Origin of the sequence: Pseudovibrio flavus, assembly GCF_009711345.1 — a bacterium.
GTDB classification, from domain to species: domain Bacteria; phylum Pseudomonadota; class Alphaproteobacteria; order Rhizobiales; family Stappiaceae; genus Pseudovibrio; species Pseudovibrio flavus.
Genome location: NZ_SMMA01000039.1, coordinates 487 through 17,468 on the forward strand (window position 1 = coordinate 487; position 16,982 = coordinate 17,468).

A 16,982-nucleotide genomic window follows, 5' to 3' on the forward strand; every position below is an offset into this window, starting at 1 on the left:
AAACTCGACGCAAGCGCTTGGCGCGCTAACTAACACTTTAATTTATCAGGGGAAACTTGGGAGCAAATGGTACAGACGAGTGGATTCGAACCACCGACCTTCGGAGCCACAATCCGACGCTCTAACCAACTGAGCTACGTCTGCTCGCCAAGTGACGCGGAACATACGGCCGATTATTCTGGTTGGCAAGTGCGTGTTTTGATGAAAGCGAAAAAATTCCACATTTCCAGTGCAAATAATTGAAATTATAAGCAAATTTGCGGAATTTTTTCGCCAAAACCGATATGCTCCCTGTGGAATTCAACCGCAGATTATTCAGTCCGCAGGGTAACTTTTGTGAATTACTCGGTAACAGCCTTCTCAAAGACCTTGCGAGCAGGTTCAGCCATCTCATTAGATACACTTACAACGGTCTCTTGAAACGCTTTGGTTTGCGTACCCAATGTCTCGAACTGTTTGCGGGTGTAGCTCGCCTGCAGTTCGATTGCTTCTGCAAGCGATGAAGAAGCGCTCAGATCCTTCATTAACTGAAGGGCGGAATCACAATTTTCCTGGGCTACATCGATCAGGTGCTTTTGAAGTGTCTTGGCAGCCTCTTGACCGAGCTCGTTTGTCTGCTCGAATAGATCGCCAGCGCTCTCGCCGGTTTCTTTCCATTTAGAATAGGCCGTGCCAGCCTGCTCCATGGACTTTGCCATCATATCTTCATAGGCAGCGGCAAACGGATTTGCACCAAAGGAAAAGAAGTCCGCTTCAGATGCAGCGCCTGCTGCTGGCTTCTTTGCAGATTGTTTTGTGGTTCCGGATGTTTTTGCTTCGGCCATGTGACTAACCCTCCAGTCTCATGTGGTGGCGAATGAATTATTCAGTCGTTTCGCTTGAGTCGTAGGTATTTTAACATTCACATATTGCATTGCAACATAATATTGCATCGCAGCAAGAACTGACAGGATGGCCGGAACTTCAAATCTAAGGGAAAAACACGGATATCCACCGCTTGGCTTACCTCCGGTTTAAGGTATTAACCAATACTATCACTCTGTTAATCAAAGATCCTGAAAACAGAGCAAAACGCTTTTGAAGGGTTGAAAACGCATATAAAGATGCGCCTTTTGAAGGTTGGTGGACTATGGCGCATTGCTGCGTCTTAAGAGACCATTCGGGTTATGGAAACAAACCGCTTACCTGCTGCTCAGGTTTTTCGTAGTATGCAGGGTAGGTTTCCTCCTGCCATGCGACAAGGGTATTGGATTTGAAAGCTGACGGTAACCGGACACTAAGCTATCTTGAAGGGGTCAAGGTGTGACTGACTTTGTATTCAGACGCCGTCAACGGCCTCTCCGGTTCTTCTGGCGCATGAGCCCTCAAGGGGAATTGCTAGAGCTTTCCAAGGAATTTGAACAAAGTGTTGGTCCGCAGGCGCGGCACCTTCTTGGCTATCCGTGGCCAACCATTCTCGAAACACTGGGAATGGATGATGCCGGACAAATCCAGCAGGCAATGGATCGCAAAGAAAGCATCACAGGTGTCAATCTGAATTGGCCGGTGAGCAACGCGGCGATGCGTGTTCCGCTCTCCCTCTCTGCACACCCTATTAAAGATGACAGTGGCCAGCTGCTTGGCTACAGCGGCTTTGGTGTCATTCAATCCATTCGCGCTTACCGGGATAATAGTGTTGTTGATCCGGTTGATGTGCTTGTGCCTCTAAAAGAAGACGAGCCAGCCGCAGTTGAAAGCGTGCCGGAACCGCAGCACGAAACCCCTTCCCTTTTTGATCTCAGTGTTCCTGCGCCCGCTCCGGTAATAGAAGAAGAAGACGAAGCAGAGGTCGAGCACGTTGGGCTTACTCTGCCGAACTCAGCCGACTGCCTTTCCGTCGGAACGATGGACTTTGATCTCAACTTCCAGCGCCCTTCCGTCGACAAGTCCTTTGAAGCGGCTTTGGATGAAGCCGATGCCGAGCAAGAAGACTTGAGCGAAGAGGAAATAGAGGAAGAGCTTGCAGAAGAGATCGTCAGTGAAGACCTGCAGGATGATGAACCGGTCGAACCGGCTGACGACACTGAGTTTGAAGACACATATATAGAAGAGACAGAACCGCAGGCTGAGCCTTCCGCATTTGAAAGCAGCGACTATGAAGTTGCTGCGACGCTGGAAGAACCGCTTAAGCCAGAGGTCGTTGATACGCCAAAGCCGACCAAGACGCTTTCTTTTGCCGATGTTATCGCTGGAATGCCAGACGCACCTGCACGCCGCACGCCGGGTACGCAGCCACGCAGTATTGCAGAGCTTACCTCGAACATCGTCCGCTTTATGGACCGAGCCCCTGCTCCTACCAACGCCGAGCATCTTTCAAAGCCGGAAAAGGACGCCTTCAACCGGATAGCAGAAGCGCTTGGCAAACAGCGCATCGCATCTGAAAGCGAACAGGAAGCGGAAAAGCCGGCAGCAACACCAGTCGAGACTTTGGTGGAATTGCAGCCAGCGAACGACGAGCCTCTTGCAGAGATTACGCAGGATGTTGAAGAGCCGCAGGAGGACAGCTCCGTTGTTGTGCCGCTCGCCACCCATGCGCAAATTGAAGCCGAGTTCACGGTTGACAATTACGCTCCAGCAAAGGTGAGCGTAGCGCCAATTGATCCGCGCTTGCTTGATCGCCTGCCAATCGGCGTTGCAATCGTTAAAGACCGTGACGTTTATTATGCCAACGACACACTGCTCAACCAGCTGGGTTATGACGAACTTGAAGAGTTGAGCAATGCAGGCGGCTTGGAAGCGATTTTTGCTGACAGCCATGAATGCCCAGAGCCACCTACAGAAACGGTGGACCGCGTAATGCACGTGCGCCTTGCAAAAGGTGGCGTAAAGCCAGCGGATGCGCGCCTTCACTCCGTTCCTTGGAACGGAACCAACGCACTTATGATCTCTCTTATAGTAAAAGAGAGTGTTGAAGCACCGCGCGAAGCTGCCTCGGTCACCCCAATTCCTACAGCTGCTATGGAGCGCTCGGAAGAAGGCCGCGTCGCCGAGCTTGAGTCCGCGCTAGAAATCGCCAGTGACGGCATCTTCACGGTTGATCGTCAGGGACGCATTCTCGATGTGAACCGGGCGGCGGAAAAGCTTTTCGGCGCAGAGTGGGATGACATGGTTGCCAGCCCGCTTACTGCTTATCTGGATCCTGAGAGCCATCGTAGTGCGCTCGATTATCTTGAAAGCCTTGTCGCAAACGGCCTATCCAGCATATTGAGTGAAGGGCGAGAGCTGACAGGTCGGCGCGCCAATGGTTCACTTGTACCGCTTCATGTCACAATGGGCCGCGTAAAGGGAACAGGCGCTCAGCGCTTTACCGTTGTTCTGCGCGATATTTCCAAATGGAAGGTCGCGGAAGAAGAACTTTCTCAAGCGCGGGAAAAAGCCGAAAGCGCCAGCGCTCAAAAATCAGAGTTCCTTTCCACCATCGGCCACGAAATCCGCACGCCGCTGAATGCCATTATCGGCTTTGCAGAGGTTATGCTGGAAGAGCGCTTCGGTGATCTGGGTAGTGACCGGTATAAAGAGTACCTGCGCGATATCGAGCGGTCCGGCAGCCATATTCTAAGCTTGCTGAATGATCTGCTTGATCTTTCCAAAATCGAAGCGGGCAAGATGGAGCTTGCATTCGAGGCGGTCGCTGCTGACGAGATTTTGCGCGAATGTGTTGCTTTGCTTCAGCCGCAGGCAAACCGCGAGCGGATTTTGATGAGAACCAGTCTGCCGACCGACATTCCTCGCGTTGTCGCAGACCCTCGCAAGCTTCGCCAGATCACGCTTAACCTTCTTTCCAACGCTATCAAGTACAATCGCCCGGGCGGACAGGTTATCGTTTCCCTCAGCTCCGAACCAACCGGCGAGGTAAAGCTTCGCGTGCGTGATACCGGTGAAGGCATGAGTGCAGCGGATTTGAACGCGGCGATGGAGCCTTTCCGGCAGCTGAACCCGACGATGGACGTTCAAGGCACCGGCCTTGGACTGCCGCTAACAAAAGCAATGACTGAAGCAAACCGCGCCATCTTCTCCATAGAATCCGAAGAGGGCGTGGGCACCTTGGTGGAAATTACGTTCCCACCACAAAGGGTGCTGACCGAATAGAGGAACCGGACATTCCGGTCTCCTCACATTCACCCATGAGGGAGGCCAGAACTATGCTTAGCTTGGCAACTGTTGAAACTGCAAGTGACGTGATCTACCAGCACATGCAGCCAACACCGACCTACTCATGGCCTCTTCTCAATCAGCTCTACGGCTGTGACATCAACATAAAGCACGAAAACTACGGCCCAACCGGATCATTCAAGGTCCGCAGCAGCTTGATGTATATGCACCACCTCCAGCAGGTGCATGGATCAGGTGTCAGCTTTATTTCCGCGACACGGGGAAACCACGGCCTAAGCCTTGCCTTTGCCGCCCGCAAATACCTTATGCATGGCGGCGTTGTTGTACCCCTTGGCAACAGCTCGGATATGAATGCAGCCCTGCAGGCTGAAGGGGCCTTTGTGATAGAACATGGCCAGACCTTTGATGAAGCCCATACTTTTGCGCAGGACCTTGCTGCTGAATCCAACAAGGTGTTTGTCCCAGCATTCGACAGACTGCACGTTGCCGGATGCGCGACCTATGCAATGGAGCTTTTTCGCGCCCGCCCTCACCTTCAAGCAGTCTTTGTGCCTGTTGGACTTGGCTGCGGTTTGTGCGGACTGATTACCGCAAGAAACCTGCTCGGCCTGAAAACCAAGATTTACGGTGTCGTTGCTGAAAAAGCAGATGCCTATGCGCAGTCGTTCTCAAAGCGAGAGCTTGTGACAACACAAAGTGCGGATACCTTTGCCAAAGGAATTGCCATTTGCACGCCAAACCATGAAGCGCTCTCTATTATAATGAGCGGTGCGGAAGACATTATCTCAGTTAGTGATGACGAGATTGCTGAGGCCATGCGCGAGATACATCGCGCTACCCATACGCTTTGTGAGCCAGCGGCAGGAGCAACGCTGGCGGCACTAGCCAAAAACAAAGAAGATTTCTATCACCAGCGGGTGGCACTTATCTATTGCGGGCAAAATGTTGACCGTGAACTTGCGCTACAGGTTTTGAATGGACGCACGCCTGCCCCGTAAGAATCTGTTTGAACGCAAGTGCCCCTAACGGAAGCTGATCGGATTAAGAAAATACGTGTTTGGCTAGTGGATAATTTGCGAAACATACACGAAAATACACATTACAAATCAAGCAATTACCCGTAGTTTATATTTAGAATAATTCGCATGTGCAAAAAACAATACTGCGCTGCCTATTCTCCGTTGACACACGCCGTATTGTTACCGATATTGGCCCCGTAAATATGAGTTTCAGAGTAAACTATATACCACCAACTCGGCAAAACGAGGTTCCTCATGGCTTCCAATATGCGAATGAATAGCATTTGCAAATTCATCGGCTCCGGCGTTGTAGCAGGTGCAATGCTTCTTCCTGTAACAGCAAGTGCAGAAGAAGTAGTCAACATCTACTCCTACCGTCAGCCAGAGCTGATCAACCCATTGCTTGATGCGTTTGAGAAAAAAACTGGCGTCAAAGCAAACGTTGTTTTTGCAAAGAGCGGCCTCGCAGAACGTATGAAAGCCGAGGGTGCAAACTCTCCTGCCGACGTTTTGCTGACAGTTGACATCAGCCGCCTTCAGGGCGCTAAAGAACTGGGCGTAACGCAGGCTGTTGACTCTGACGTCATCGACGGCAACGTTCCAGCAAACCTGCGCGACAGTGAAGACCACTGGTTCGGTCTCACCACCCGCGCACGTGTTGTTTACGCATCCAAAGATCGCGTGGATCAGGACTCTATCACCTATGAAGAGCTTGCTGATCCTAAATGGAAGGGCCGCATCTGCACCCGTTCCGGCCAGCACGTTTACACCCTCGGCCTGATCTCCTCCATGATCGTTCACCACGGTGAAGCAGAAGCTGAAAAGTGGCTTGAAGGTGTAAAGGAAAACCTTGCACGCAAGCCAACCGGCAACGACCGCGCGCAGGTTAAGTCCATCTACGCTGGCGAGTGTGACATCTCCCTCGGCAACACCTATTACATGGGCAAGATGGAAACCAACGAGAAAGATCCAGAGCAGAAGGATTGGGCAGCATCTGTACGCCTCCTCTTCCCGAACTCCGAAGGTCGTGGTTCCCACGTAAACATTTCCGGTATGTCTTTGGCGAAGAACGCGCCTAACAAAGACAACGCTGTAAAACTGATGGAGTTCCTGAGCTCTGCAGAAGCACAGGCGCAGTACGCTGCTGACAACTTTGAATACCCTGTTCTGGCAGGCGCTGAAGTTTCCGACCGCGTTAAAGGTTGGGGTACTTTGAAGGCTGATCCGGTTTCCATCGAAGAAGTTGGTAATGCCCGCCGCACAGCAAGTGAGCTGGTAGACAAAGTCGGCTTCGATAACGGCCCATCCAGCTAAGGTAGACTATGACAGACCAAGTCGCGTCTCACGTTCCAACGCAAACCAGTGTTCAATCCATTCTTGGATCCGTCAAAGAAAACGGGTTGAACATTTGGGCTGCCCTGCTTGGTCTGTTTATTCTTCTTCCAGTTGGCTCAGTGCTTTGGTTAGCACTGAGCCCAACTGATAATGTGTGGCCGCACCTTATCAAGTATGTTTTGCCGGAAGCATTCGGCACCACTTTATGGCTCATGCTCGGCGTGGGCCTTATTGTGTTTTTTGTTGGTGTTAGCACTGCGTGGCTGGTGACCATGTGCACCTTCCCCGGAAGGCGCTTTTTCGACATTGCCCTGCTACTGCCCTTCGCTGTTCCAACCTACATCATCGCCTTTTCCTATGTGGAGGTGATGGACTACAGCGGCCCGATCCAATCGTTTATCCGCGAGATCTTCGGTTTCCAGACCTCACGAGACTACTGGTTCCCCGAGATCCGCTCACTTGGCGGCGCAACCTTCGTAATGGGGTTTGTGCTCTACCCGTATGTTTACATGACAACGCGGGCGAGCTTTCTCATTCAGTCTGCCTGTGCGCTTGATGTTTCGCGCACCCTTGGCGCTGGCCCAACCCGTTTGTTCTTCAAGGTTGCTATTCCCCTTGCCCGCCCTGCCATTGTCGTTGGTATGACGCTCGCGCTTATCGAAGCGATGAACGACATCGGCGCGGTGACTTTCTTCGGCGTTAAAACGCTGAGCTTTTCGATCTATGACACTTGGCTAAACCGCTCCAGCCTTTCTGGTGCCGCGCAGATTTCCTGCGCCATGATCCTGCTGGTTGTCCTGCTGATGTTCATCGAAAGCTATGGCAGACGTAAGCAGCGCTTCCACCAGTCAACCGGCGCTTACCGCAGCCTTCCTAACTACACCCTTTCGGGCTGGCGTAGCGGCCTTGCGGTTCTGGCTTGCACTCTTCCTGTCATTCTCGGCTTTGTCGTTCCAGCCAGCCTGCTGCTAGACCGTGCAGTGCGCCGCTACGAAGAGCTATTTAACCCAACGCTTTGGTCTGCTGCTTGGAATACGCTTTGGCTGTCTGGCATCGCTTCCGTGCTTACCGTAGTGATCGGCCTTGCGCTTGCTTACAGCATTCGCTTACAGACCACGCCGGTTAATCGTGCGCTCGCTCGTCTGACATCGATTGGCTACGCGCTACCGGGAACAATCCTCGCAGTGGGTGTTCTCTTCCCCGTTGCAGCGCTCGATAATGTCATTGCCGATAGCGCCCGCTCGCTCTTTGGCATCTCCACCGGCCTGCTTATTCTGGGTTCAGGTGCTGCTCTTGTATACGCTTATGTGGTGCGTTTTCTGGCTGTCTCCTTCGGCCAGATCAACGGCGGGCTTGGCAAAATCTCGCCGCATCTCGACATGGCAGCCCGCACGCTAGGCAGTTCATCCTCTCGCACATTGCTGCGTATTCATACACCGCTTCTCAAGCCGGTATTGCTTTCTGCCGCGCTCATGGCGTTCGTTGAGTGCATGAAGGAATTGCCGACAACCATCCTCTTGCGTCCGTTTAACTTCGAGACGCTGGCGACGACCGTGTTTAACGCGGCATCGCGCGAAGCATTTGAGGATGCGTCACTGCCAGCACTAACGATCGTTTTGGTGGGTATTGTGCCGGTTATTATGTTGGCGCGTACCAGTGCAAATACCTTTAGAGGCAAGATGACCAGAACGCGCCACAACTGTGCGCCGGATTGTCGAGGCTAGGATCAGCGCTCGCTGATTGCCAGTTTAATCGCAAGCCCTACGAAAACGACTGCGCTCAGGCGATTGATAATCGTCTGAATGCGCGGAGAGCGGCTGAGCGCTTCACCCAAAGTGCCTGCCAGCAGTGCAATCGTTCCGAAAATAATCAGCGCAGATACGATGAACAGCGCACCGAGGCTCAGGAACTGAGGCAGAAGCGGGCCGTTATTGACGGACACAAACTGCGGCAGGAACGACAGGAAGAAGATCGACACCTTCGGGTTGGTGATGTTCATAATCACCCCGCGCCGGTAAAGCGATGGCAGTGAGAGCTGGGCAGCTTCCTTACTACCAAGCGAAGCTGGTTTTGCGTTGAATGCACCCCATGCCAGATAAACGAGATAGGCAGCGCCAAGCACCTTCAAGATATTGAAGGCAAGTGCCGAGGTTTGGAAAATGGCAGCAACGCCTAAAGCAACAGCAAGGGTATGAACCACAACACCAGTGCAAAGACCAAGCGTAACGGCAAAACCTGAAGTGCGGCCATACATTGCAGATTGGGTCAGGACAAAAATATTATCTGGTCCCGGAGACAAGGCCAGCAAAATGGAAACGGAAAAGAACGCGAGCGCGGTATCAAACGGCAACATATGAATCACACCAAAAAGCTAAACAGACTTTGTGCCTAGCCCATTGCTGTAGCCGATACAATTGGGTTGAGTTCAACTATGGCGCAAACCGCACAACACGCACCATGGCCCAATCCTTGCCGCGGTAATTCAAAACGCACCTTTGCGGTTTTCATTGGCTTTGCCAAGGTGCCTAAAGCCTATCACGACCGCCTGCTACCAACGTCCTTTTTAGGGTTAGAGATCCAAACCTCAAAAAGGAGTTTCAAACCATGGCGACAGTGAAAGTATATGGTTCAAAGCCAGACAATGGCCCTTCCCTTATGAAGTCTCAAGCTGCTGCGGAGTCGGTCAACGAAGACCATGAAGGCTGGGATGTTGAGCTGGACTACAAAGCAGACACCACCACAGCCGTATTCACTTCAGAAACTGCCGATCCGGAAGACTTGGAAAAGGCACTAGAGCCTTTCTTTCCTGGCTATTACATCGTCGCAGCTTAAGCTGCCTTTAAACGCAAGAAAGGCGGCCTATGGGCCGCCTTTCCTCCAAATCTATTGGTACAGAGATCAAGCGTTCACGATAGTCGCTTCGGTTTTCTCTTTCACCTCTTCCAGCGTCACACCCGGTGCCATTTCAACAACAGACAGACCGCCTTCAACCACATCAAACACACCAAGGTTGGTTATGATGCGGTTGACGCAGCTCACGCCGGTTAGCGGAAGAGTGCACTCTTTCAAGAGCTTGGTTTCACCCTTCTTGTTGGTGTGGTCCATGATCACAACAACGCGCTTAACGCCTGCAACAAGATCCATCGCGCCGCCCATGCCCTTTACGAGCTTGCCCGGGATCATCCAGTTAGCAAGGTCGCCGTTCTGGGAAACTTCCATAGCGCCCAGAATGGAAAGGTCGATGTGGCCGCCGCGGATCATTGCAAAGCTGTCTGCGGAGGAGAAGTAGCTGGTGCGGTCCAGTTCGGTGATGGTCTGCTTACCAGCGTTGATGAGGTCAGCGTCGATCTCGTCTTCAGTCGGGAACGGGCCCATGCCGAGCATGCCGTTTTCCGACTGAAGCGCAACGTCGATGCCCTCAGGAATATAGTTGGAAACAAGGGTCGGAATACCGATACCGAGGTTCACATAGAAGCCGTCTTGCAGCTCTTTCGCCGCACGGGCGGCCATGTCATCACGTGTCCAAGCCATGAGAGCCTCCCTTATGCTTCACGAATAGTGCGCTGCTCGATACGCTTTTCAAACGTACCCAGAACGATGCGATCAACGTAGATACCAGGGGTGTGGATCTGATCCGGATCCAGCTCACCGGTTTCAACAAGCTCTTCCACTTCCACAATGGTGACTTTACCAGCGGTCGCCATCATCGGGTTGAAGTTGCGAGCGGTCTTGCGGAAGACGAGGTTGCCCTCTTTATCCGCCTTCCAAGCCTTCACGATGGAAAGGTCTGCGGTCAGGCCGGTTTCCATAATGTAGGTTTCACCGTTGAAGTCTTTGTGCTCTTTGCCTTCAGCGATCAGCGTGCCAACACCTGTCTTGGTGTAGAAGCCCGGAATGCCTGCACCACCTGCACGGATACGCTCTGCCAACGTGCCTTGCGGGTTAAACTCCAGCGCAAGCTCGCCGCTGAGGTACTGCTTTGCAAAGGTCTCGTTCTCGCCAACATACGAAGAGATCATCTTGCTGATCTGGCGGGTGTGCAGCATCAGGCCAAGGCCGAAGTCGTCAACACCGCAGTTGTTGGAAATAACGGTCATGCCCTTAACGCCAGAGTCACGCAGAGCGACAATCAGGTTTTCCGGAATGCCACAAAGGCCGAAACCACCAGCCATCACGGTCATTCCATCAAAGGGAATGTCCTCCAAGGCGGCAGCTGCGGACGGGAAAACTTTATTCATTATGGTCTCCCAATGCCATGGAACCCTTTAATGTGCGATGCACAATAAATCTCCCGGTTCCAGTCTTTCGTTTCTATCTATTCATATGAGGCATGGAATGGCTCACGCTGCCGTCTCTTCGGATGGAAGAGAGGCGCATAAGTTGCCCCTGTAAATACACTTATCAGACTTTCGCTATTTCAGCCAAGCTGTGTAGGGACTTAATGTGTATAGAAAAAAGTCGGAGACCGTCAGGGAAGGAAGGCTGCGCCGCAAGGGAAGCTTTTCACTTTCATTAGAGAGCCTTATGGGCGCTGCCATAAAAGCGATGTTTGCGCTGCAACGGTTTTACCCTTTCAGGCAGCCGTTCCATTGCAGCGCAAACCTATTTGTTATTGTTCCATCGCCATGCGTTCGTCTCTCTCCTGCTGCAAGCGTTGCCGCTTGGAGGTGATAGAGACGGCAATCACGCCAAGGGTCACAATGCCTATCAAAATAGTACAGACGGCATTGATTTCTGGCGTCACACCAAGGCGCACTTGCGAGTAGATCTTCATCGGCAGCGTTGTCGCCCCCGGTCCGGTGGTGAAGCTGGCGATAACCAGATCATCAAGAGACAGCGTGAAGGCGAGCATCCAACCGGCAATCACACCCGGCATAATCTGCGGCAGGGTGATGGAGAAGAACGTGCGTAGCGGTGGACAGCCTAGGTCCATCGCCGCTTCTTCCAGCGAGCGATCAAAACCAGCCAGACGGGACTGCACCACCACCGCCACGTAACACATGGTGAAGGTAGTATGGGCAATCATGATCGTCCAGAAACCACGCGCCTGATCCATCGCCACGAACAGAAGCAGCATGGAAAGGCCCAGAATAACCTCTGGCATAACCAGCGGGGCGTAGATCATGCCGGAGAACAGCGTTCTACCGAAGAAACGACGCTGACGGGTCAATGCCATTGCTGCCATTGTGCCCAGCACAGTTGCAAGCGTTGCAGAGGTTACAGCAACGCGAAGCGTAACCCATGCGGCCTGAAGCAGCTGCTCATTGCGGAACAGCTCTACATACCACTTGGTTGAGAAGCCCGCCCAAACGGTCACCAGTCTCGACTCGTTGAACGAGAAGATGATGAGCAGGACGATAGGCAGGTAAAGGAACGCAAAGCCCAGAACCATTGCCGTCAAGCTGAAGTAGGAAGGTCCACGATTCATTAGTCATGCCCCTCCTGCTTGGCTTGGTGACGTTGGAACAAGGTGATTGGAATAACCAGAATGAGCAGAAGGATCACCGCCACCGCAGAGGCCAACGGCCAGTCACGGTTGGAGAAGAATTCGACCCATAGCGTCTTACCGATCATGAGCGTTTCAGATCCGCCAAGGATATCCGGAATAACGAACTCACCTACTGCCGGAATGAAGACGAGGAAACAGCCAGCAATTACACCCGGCATAGAAAGCGGCAGCGTTACACGCCAGAACACCTTCCAAGGTGGACAGCCTAGGTCTTCTGCCGCCTCTAGCAGACTGCCATCCAGCTTCTCAAGAGAGGCATAGAGCGGCAGGATCATGAACGGCAGGTAGGAATAGACAATGCCGATATAGACCGCCGTGTTGGTATTGAGGATCGTCAGCGGACTGTCGATCACACCAAGCCATAGCAGGAGCTGGTTGAGAACACCGTCTGACTTCAAGATACCAATCCATGCGTAAACGCGGATGAGGAAGCTCGTCCAGAACGGCAGGATCACCAGCATCAGCAGGGTTGGCTGCCATTCACGCGGGCTGCGCGCCATACCGTAGGCGATAGGATAGGCCACAAACAGCGCAATAACCGTCGAGAAGAATGCGATCTTCAAGCTCGAAAGATATGCACTCAGGTACAACGGATCTTCTGTGAGGAAGATGTAGTTGTCCCAAGACAGGCCATCCCAGAACGTTTTTACGCCCTCGATCCCCTCTTTAAGACTGAGCATCGGCTCGTAAGGAGGAATAGATAGCGCAATCGTCGACAAGGAGATCTTGTAGACGATAATAAACGGCACAAGGAAGAACAGCAGGAGCCAGAAAAACGGCAGAAGCCGCATCACGTAATCGAGAAGCGGGCTTCCCTTCTTCGTTTTTTTGACTGGAAGGTCTTTGGTCACCATAGGCCCTCCTATCTCGTCAGAATGACACCGGCATCCCGGTTCCAAGAGAGCCAGATTTTGTCATCCCACGTGATCGGTCGCTCCACCAAGCGGGTGGTGTTGGCGACAATCGAACGAACGGTGACGGCTTCTGCAATCTTGATGTGATAGATGGAAACGTCGCCCATATAGGCGATGTCCCATACCTCACCCGGAATGGCGTTAATGCCCGGCCCCTCTGGCTTATCGAAGGAGATGCGCATCTTTTCAGGGCGGATAGCCAGAGCAGCCTTATCGCCCACATTCACATCAATAGACTGCACAATATCCAGATGATCGCCCAGCACACTGCTGAACAGCTGGATTTGGTCGCCTTCCTTCTTGGAAATCTGTCCTTCAAGAATGTTAATGTCGCCAATGAACTCAGCCACGAAACGCGAATTTGGCATTTCGTAGATGGTTGCAGGCGTATCGTTTTGAAGGATACGGCCATGATCCATAACCGAGATACGGTCAGCCATGGTCATCGCCTCTTCCTGATCGTGGGTAACAATCAAGAAGGTCATGCGCAGGTCTTCCTGCAAGGTCATCAGCTCTAGCTGAGTTTCCTCGCGCAGCTTCTTATCAAGCGCGCCAAGAGGCTCGTCGAGCAGCAGAACTTTAGGACGTTTTGCCAGAGAACGCGCCAAAGCAACGCGCTGTTTCTGGCCACCGGAGAGCTGATGTGGCTTGCGCTTTGCAAATGGCTCCAGCTTCACCAGCTGAAGCATCTCCTTAACGCGCTTATCAACGTCTGCTTTCGGCATCTTGTCCTGCAACAAGCCGAAAGCAATGTTCTTCTCAACGCTCATGTGCGGAAACAGAGCGTAGGACTGGAACATCATATTTACCGGACGACGGTACGGCGGAATGCCTGCAAGGTCTTGTCCTTCGAGGAAGATCTGGCCGCTTGTCGGGTTCTCGAACCCTGCAAGCATGCGCATCAAGGTGGTCTTGCCGCAGCCAGACCCACCAAGAAGTGCGTGGAACTCACGTTCGTAGATGGTCAATGAAAGGTCATCGACCGCCACGAAGTCCCCGAAGCGTTTCGTCACATTGCGAAACTCGATAAAAGCCGGTTGTGCAGGGTCATCCCACGGTGCAAATGCACGGCGGACAGGCCCAATTGGTTTTTTGGCCAACCATTCAGCCTTTCTTTTTTATTGCTTTGAAAGCCGTTGCACCGTGGAGACCGGATCTGCCGACTTTTACTGGCCAGTTTTTACGTTAGTCCAGAGACGGTTCATCTGCCGCTGCGTTTTGATCGGTTTTGCAGTGATAGTGTAGAGCTTGGTCATTACCTCATCATCAGGATAGATGTTGGTATTTGACGAAATCTCTTTATCAACCAGAGGGGTCGCGTCTTTGTTGCCGTTGGCGTAGTACAGATAGTCTGTCAACTTAGCAACAACTTCCGGACGCATCATGAAGTTAAGAAACTCATGAGCCTCATCGGCGTGCGGTGCGTCAGCTGGAATAGCCATCTGGTCGAACCACATCTGCGCGCCTTCTTTCGGCAGGATGTATGTGATTTCAACGCCGTTATCTGCTTCGGAAGCACGATCACCGGCCATCATCACGTCACCTGACCAGCCATAGGCCATGCAGATGTCGCCGTTTGCCAGAGCGTTGATGAATTCAGAGTTGTGGAACTTCTGAACATATGGACGGATGGATTTCAGCAGTTCGCCGGCTTTCTTGATATCGGCCGGTTTGTTGGAATCCGGGTCCAGTCCAAGATAGTTGAGCGCTGCCGGGATCATTTCATCCGGCTCGTCCATCACGTACACGCCGCAGCTAGAAACCTGCTTGAGCAATTCTGGATTAAAGAGGATATCCCAGCTGTCCATCGGTGCATCTGGAAGAAGCGCTTTTACCTTCTCTTCGTTTACACCAAGACCGGATGTACCCCACATGTAGTTGATGGAGTATGCATTTTCAGGATCAAAGACCTCGGTTTTCTGGCGAATGTCCTCACGCAGGTGCTTGAGGTTCGGCAGCTTGTCCTTGTCCAGCTTCTGGTAAACACCAGCCTGAATCTGGCGGTCGAGGAAGGTCGCGCTTGGCACTACCACGTCATAACCGGTTCCGCCCGTCAGAAGCTTAGTTTCAAGCACTTCGTTCGAGTCGTAAACGTCGTAGTTGACTTTGATTCCGGTTTCTTTTTCGAAATCTTTCAGAACTTCTGGAGTGATATAATCAGACCAGTTGTACACATTGACCTGGCGGTCTTGAGCCTGAGCTGCCGCTACTGCCATACCAAACAGAACGGTGCCCGCGGCCACAAACATTTTTTTCATTTATGGGCACTCCATAGACATCAGTACAAAGAGGCGGCCACAGAATAATGTAGCTTCTTTAATTTATCCACTTGGCTTACAGTTATCGGAACGTATTTCGACGCCAAGGGTTAAACTCTGCTGTAGAATAGAAAACACCTCAGGTCAGGGTCATGGTACAAATACTTAACCAGCATTCATTTCCAGTCCTTTTCCTGTATGCGCACTAAATTATAAGTCATAGTTCAACGAATACGTGCGCAGTGCAGCCGCAAACACAGGGTTTACGGGCACTGTACACGAATCCTGTGTAGCTTTCTGGAGTGCACCAATGCCTGCCAATGAGAAGAATGAGTCCCCAAACAGTATTAGCGCCGCCCGCGGCGTGACGGATCTCAAAGAAGCCAGAGAGTGGCTCTACTCCAGAGGGATTGAAGACATTGAGTGCATTGTGCCGGACCTTTCCGGCGTTGCCCGTGGCAAGATGATGCCCACGGAGAAGTTTTTCTCCAGCGCGGCAATGTCCATGCCCTCCTCGATTTTCGCGCAGACTATTTCCGGCGACTATCCAGAAGATGACGACTGGTTCCAGCACACACCGACTGATGGCGACCTGAGCTTTTTGCCAGACCTTAAAACGCTAACAATCGTGCCGTGGGAAACAGACCCGACAGCGCAGATCATTCATGACGCCTACACCAAGGACGGGCAGCCCTACGAAACATCACCGCGCAACGTTTTGAAGAAGGTCATCAGCCTTTATGAAAAGGAAGGCTGGAAACCTATCGTGGCGCCAGAGGTAGAGTTTTATCTGGTCAAACCAAATAAGGACCCAGACTACCCGCTTGAGCCACCAATTGGTCGCTCTGGTCGCCCAGAAGTCGGTCGCCAGTCCTATTCCATCTCCGCCCTTAACGAGTTCGACGAGTTGATTGATGATATCTACGACTTGTCCGAGGCTCAGGGGCTGGAGATCGACACTCTCATTCACGAAGAGGGTGCCGCGCAGATGGAAATCAACCTGCGCCATGGTGATCCGTTAGAACTGGCCGATCAGGTATTCCTCTTCAAGCGCACTATCCGTGAAGCAGCGCTGCGCCACGATATGTACGCAACGTTTATGGCAAAGCCGATGTCATCCCAGCCGGGATCGGCCATGCATATTCACCAGTCCATCATTGATGCAGAGACCGGTCAGAACATCTTCAGCAATGAAGACGGCAGTGCATCCTCACGCTTTTTGCACTTTATTGGCGGGCACCAGACTTACATGCCGGCGCTCATGCCAATCATGTCGCCCTATGTGAACTCCTATCGCCGCTTCTCACGTGAAAGCACGTCTCCGTGCAACCTGTTCTGGGGTTATGACAACCGCACCGTCGCCTTGCGCGTGCCGACCTCCAAGCCTGCTGCACGGCGCATTGAAAACCGGGTACCGGGTTCAGACGCCAATCCATACCTTGTTATCGCCGCCTGCCTTGCAGCGGGATACTTGGGCATGAAGAAGCAGACGCTTCCAGACCAGCCTCGCGACCAAGACTGCACCAGCATGCAGACCGGCATGCCACGCACGTTGCTTGATGCGGTCGCCCAATTTGAGAAGAACAGAGACCTCATTGAACTGTTCGGCGAGAAGTTTGTTTCCACTTACCGTGCGGTAAAACTGGAAGAATATGAAACGTTTATGGCTGTGATTAGCGCATGGGAACGCGAGTATCTACTTTTGAACGTCTAGGCTAACTATAGGTACTTAATGGGAAATCCCGATTGTGTCAGACATAATGACGCAAGCTACCCTAACGTCTACAAGGTGATA

14 protein-coding genes and 1 tRNA gene are annotated in these 16,982 nt (G+C 52.3%); 6 read left to right on the forward strand and 9 right to left on the reverse strand.

Annotated features, from left to right (window positions below; genetic code table 11):
* Nucleotides 1–67 precede the first annotated feature (67 nt).
* Together E1162_RS00540 and E1162_RS00545 are read right to left on the reverse strand one after the other, a co-directional pair.
* Nucleotides 68–144 (reverse strand) — tRNA-His (locus E1162_RS00540).
* A gap of 197 nt (nucleotides 145–341) precedes the next feature.
* Nucleotides 342–824, reverse strand: a complete 483-nt coding sequence (locus tag E1162_RS00545; protein WP_155125541.1) for a phasin family protein — start codon at nucleotides 822–824, stop codon at nucleotides 342–344.
* A gap of 478 nt (nucleotides 825–1,302) precedes the next feature.
* On the opposite strand from E1162_RS00545, the gene E1162_RS00550 reads away from it, so the two are divergent.
* The 4 genes from E1162_RS00550 (at nucleotide 1,303) to E1162_RS00565 (ending at nucleotide 8,230) form a co-directional block, all read left to right on the forward strand.
* Nucleotides 1,303–4,128: a PAS domain-containing sensor histidine kinase gene (locus E1162_RS00550; RefSeq protein ID WP_371311748.1), complete on the forward strand. Its 2,826-nt coding sequence runs from the start codon at nucleotides 1,303–1,305 to the stop codon at nucleotides 4,126–4,128.
* Nucleotides 4,129–4,181: 53 nt separating this feature from the next.
* Nucleotides 4,182–5,150, forward strand: a complete 969-nt coding sequence (locus tag E1162_RS00555; RefSeq protein ID WP_155125543.1) for a threonine dehydratase — start codon at nucleotides 4,182–4,184, stop codon at nucleotides 5,148–5,150.
* 294 nt (nucleotides 5,151–5,444) lie between these two features.
* A complete protein-coding gene (locus tag E1162_RS00560) occupies nucleotides 5,445–6,485 on the forward strand; it encodes a Fe(3+) ABC transporter substrate-binding protein (RefSeq protein ID WP_155125567.1) in 1,041 nt (346 codons plus the stop codon).
* Between the two features lie 8 nt (nucleotides 6,486–6,493).
* Complete coding sequence (locus tag E1162_RS00565) at nucleotides 6,494–8,230, forward strand: ABC transporter permease (RefSeq protein WP_155125545.1); 1,737 nt, start codon at nucleotides 6,494–6,496, stop codon at nucleotides 8,228–8,230.
* 2 nt (nucleotides 8,231–8,232) lie between these two features.
* Here E1162_RS00565 and E1162_RS00570 read toward each other — a convergent pair whose 3' ends face one another.
* Complete coding sequence (locus E1162_RS00570; RefSeq protein WP_155125547.1) at nucleotides 8,233–8,859, reverse strand: LysE family translocator; 627 nt, start codon at nucleotides 8,857–8,859, stop codon at nucleotides 8,233–8,235.
* Between the two features lie 251 nt (nucleotides 8,860–9,110).
* Between E1162_RS00570 and E1162_RS00575 the strand changes: the two genes are divergently transcribed.
* Nucleotides 9,111–9,338 carry a hypothetical protein gene (locus E1162_RS00575; protein WP_155125549.1) on the forward strand — a complete coding sequence of 76 codons (228 nt, stop codon included), beginning with the start codon at nucleotides 9,111–9,113 and terminating at the stop codon, nucleotides 9,336–9,338.
* Nucleotides 9,339–9,404: 66 nt separating this feature from the next.
* On the opposite strand, the gene E1162_RS00580 is transcribed toward E1162_RS00575, so the two are convergent.
* The 6 genes from E1162_RS00580 to E1162_RS00605 form a co-directional block, all read right to left on the reverse strand.
* Nucleotides 9,405–10,037 (reverse strand): CoA transferase subunit B, encoded by a 633-nt coding sequence (locus E1162_RS00580; protein ID WP_155125551.1) that lies wholly within the window; start codon nucleotides 10,035–10,037, stop codon nucleotides 9,405–9,407.
* A gap of 11 nt (nucleotides 10,038–10,048) precedes the next feature.
* Nucleotides 10,049–10,744, reverse strand: coding sequence for a CoA transferase subunit A (locus E1162_RS00585; RefSeq protein ID WP_155125553.1), 696 nt, complete (start codon nucleotides 10,742–10,744; stop codon nucleotides 10,049–10,051).
* A 371-nt stretch (nucleotides 10,745–11,115) separates the two neighbouring features.
* Complete coding sequence (locus E1162_RS00590; protein WP_155125555.1) at nucleotides 11,116–11,934, reverse strand: ABC transporter permease; 819 nt, start codon at nucleotides 11,932–11,934, stop codon at nucleotides 11,116–11,118.
* Complete coding sequence (locus E1162_RS00595; protein ID WP_371311749.1) at nucleotides 11,934–12,806, reverse strand: ABC transporter permease subunit; 873 nt, start codon at nucleotides 12,804–12,806, stop codon at nucleotides 11,934–11,936. The genes E1162_RS00590 and E1162_RS00595 overlap by 1 nt, the downstream gene beginning before the upstream one ends.
* Before the next feature lie 71 nt (nucleotides 12,807–12,877).
* The gene (locus E1162_RS00600) at nucleotides 12,878–14,029 is read right to left on the reverse strand and encodes an ABC transporter ATP-binding protein (protein WP_155125559.1); all 1,152 of its coding nucleotides are present in this window, start codon (nucleotides 14,027–14,029) and stop codon (nucleotides 12,878–12,880) included.
* 66 nt (nucleotides 14,030–14,095) lie between these two features.
* A complete protein-coding gene (locus E1162_RS00605; RefSeq protein ID WP_155125561.1) occupies nucleotides 14,096–15,187 on the reverse strand; it encodes a polyamine ABC transporter substrate-binding protein in 1,092 nt (363 codons plus the stop codon).
* 310 nt (nucleotides 15,188–15,497) lie between these two features.
* On the opposite strand from E1162_RS00605, the gene E1162_RS00610 reads away from it, so the two are divergent.
* Nucleotides 15,498–16,901 carry a glutamine synthetase family protein gene (locus tag E1162_RS00610; protein ID WP_155125563.1) on the forward strand — a complete coding sequence of 468 codons (1,404 nt, stop codon included), beginning with the start codon at nucleotides 15,498–15,500 and terminating at the stop codon, nucleotides 16,899–16,901.
* The last annotated feature ends 81 nt before the right edge of the window (nucleotides 16,902–16,982 follow it).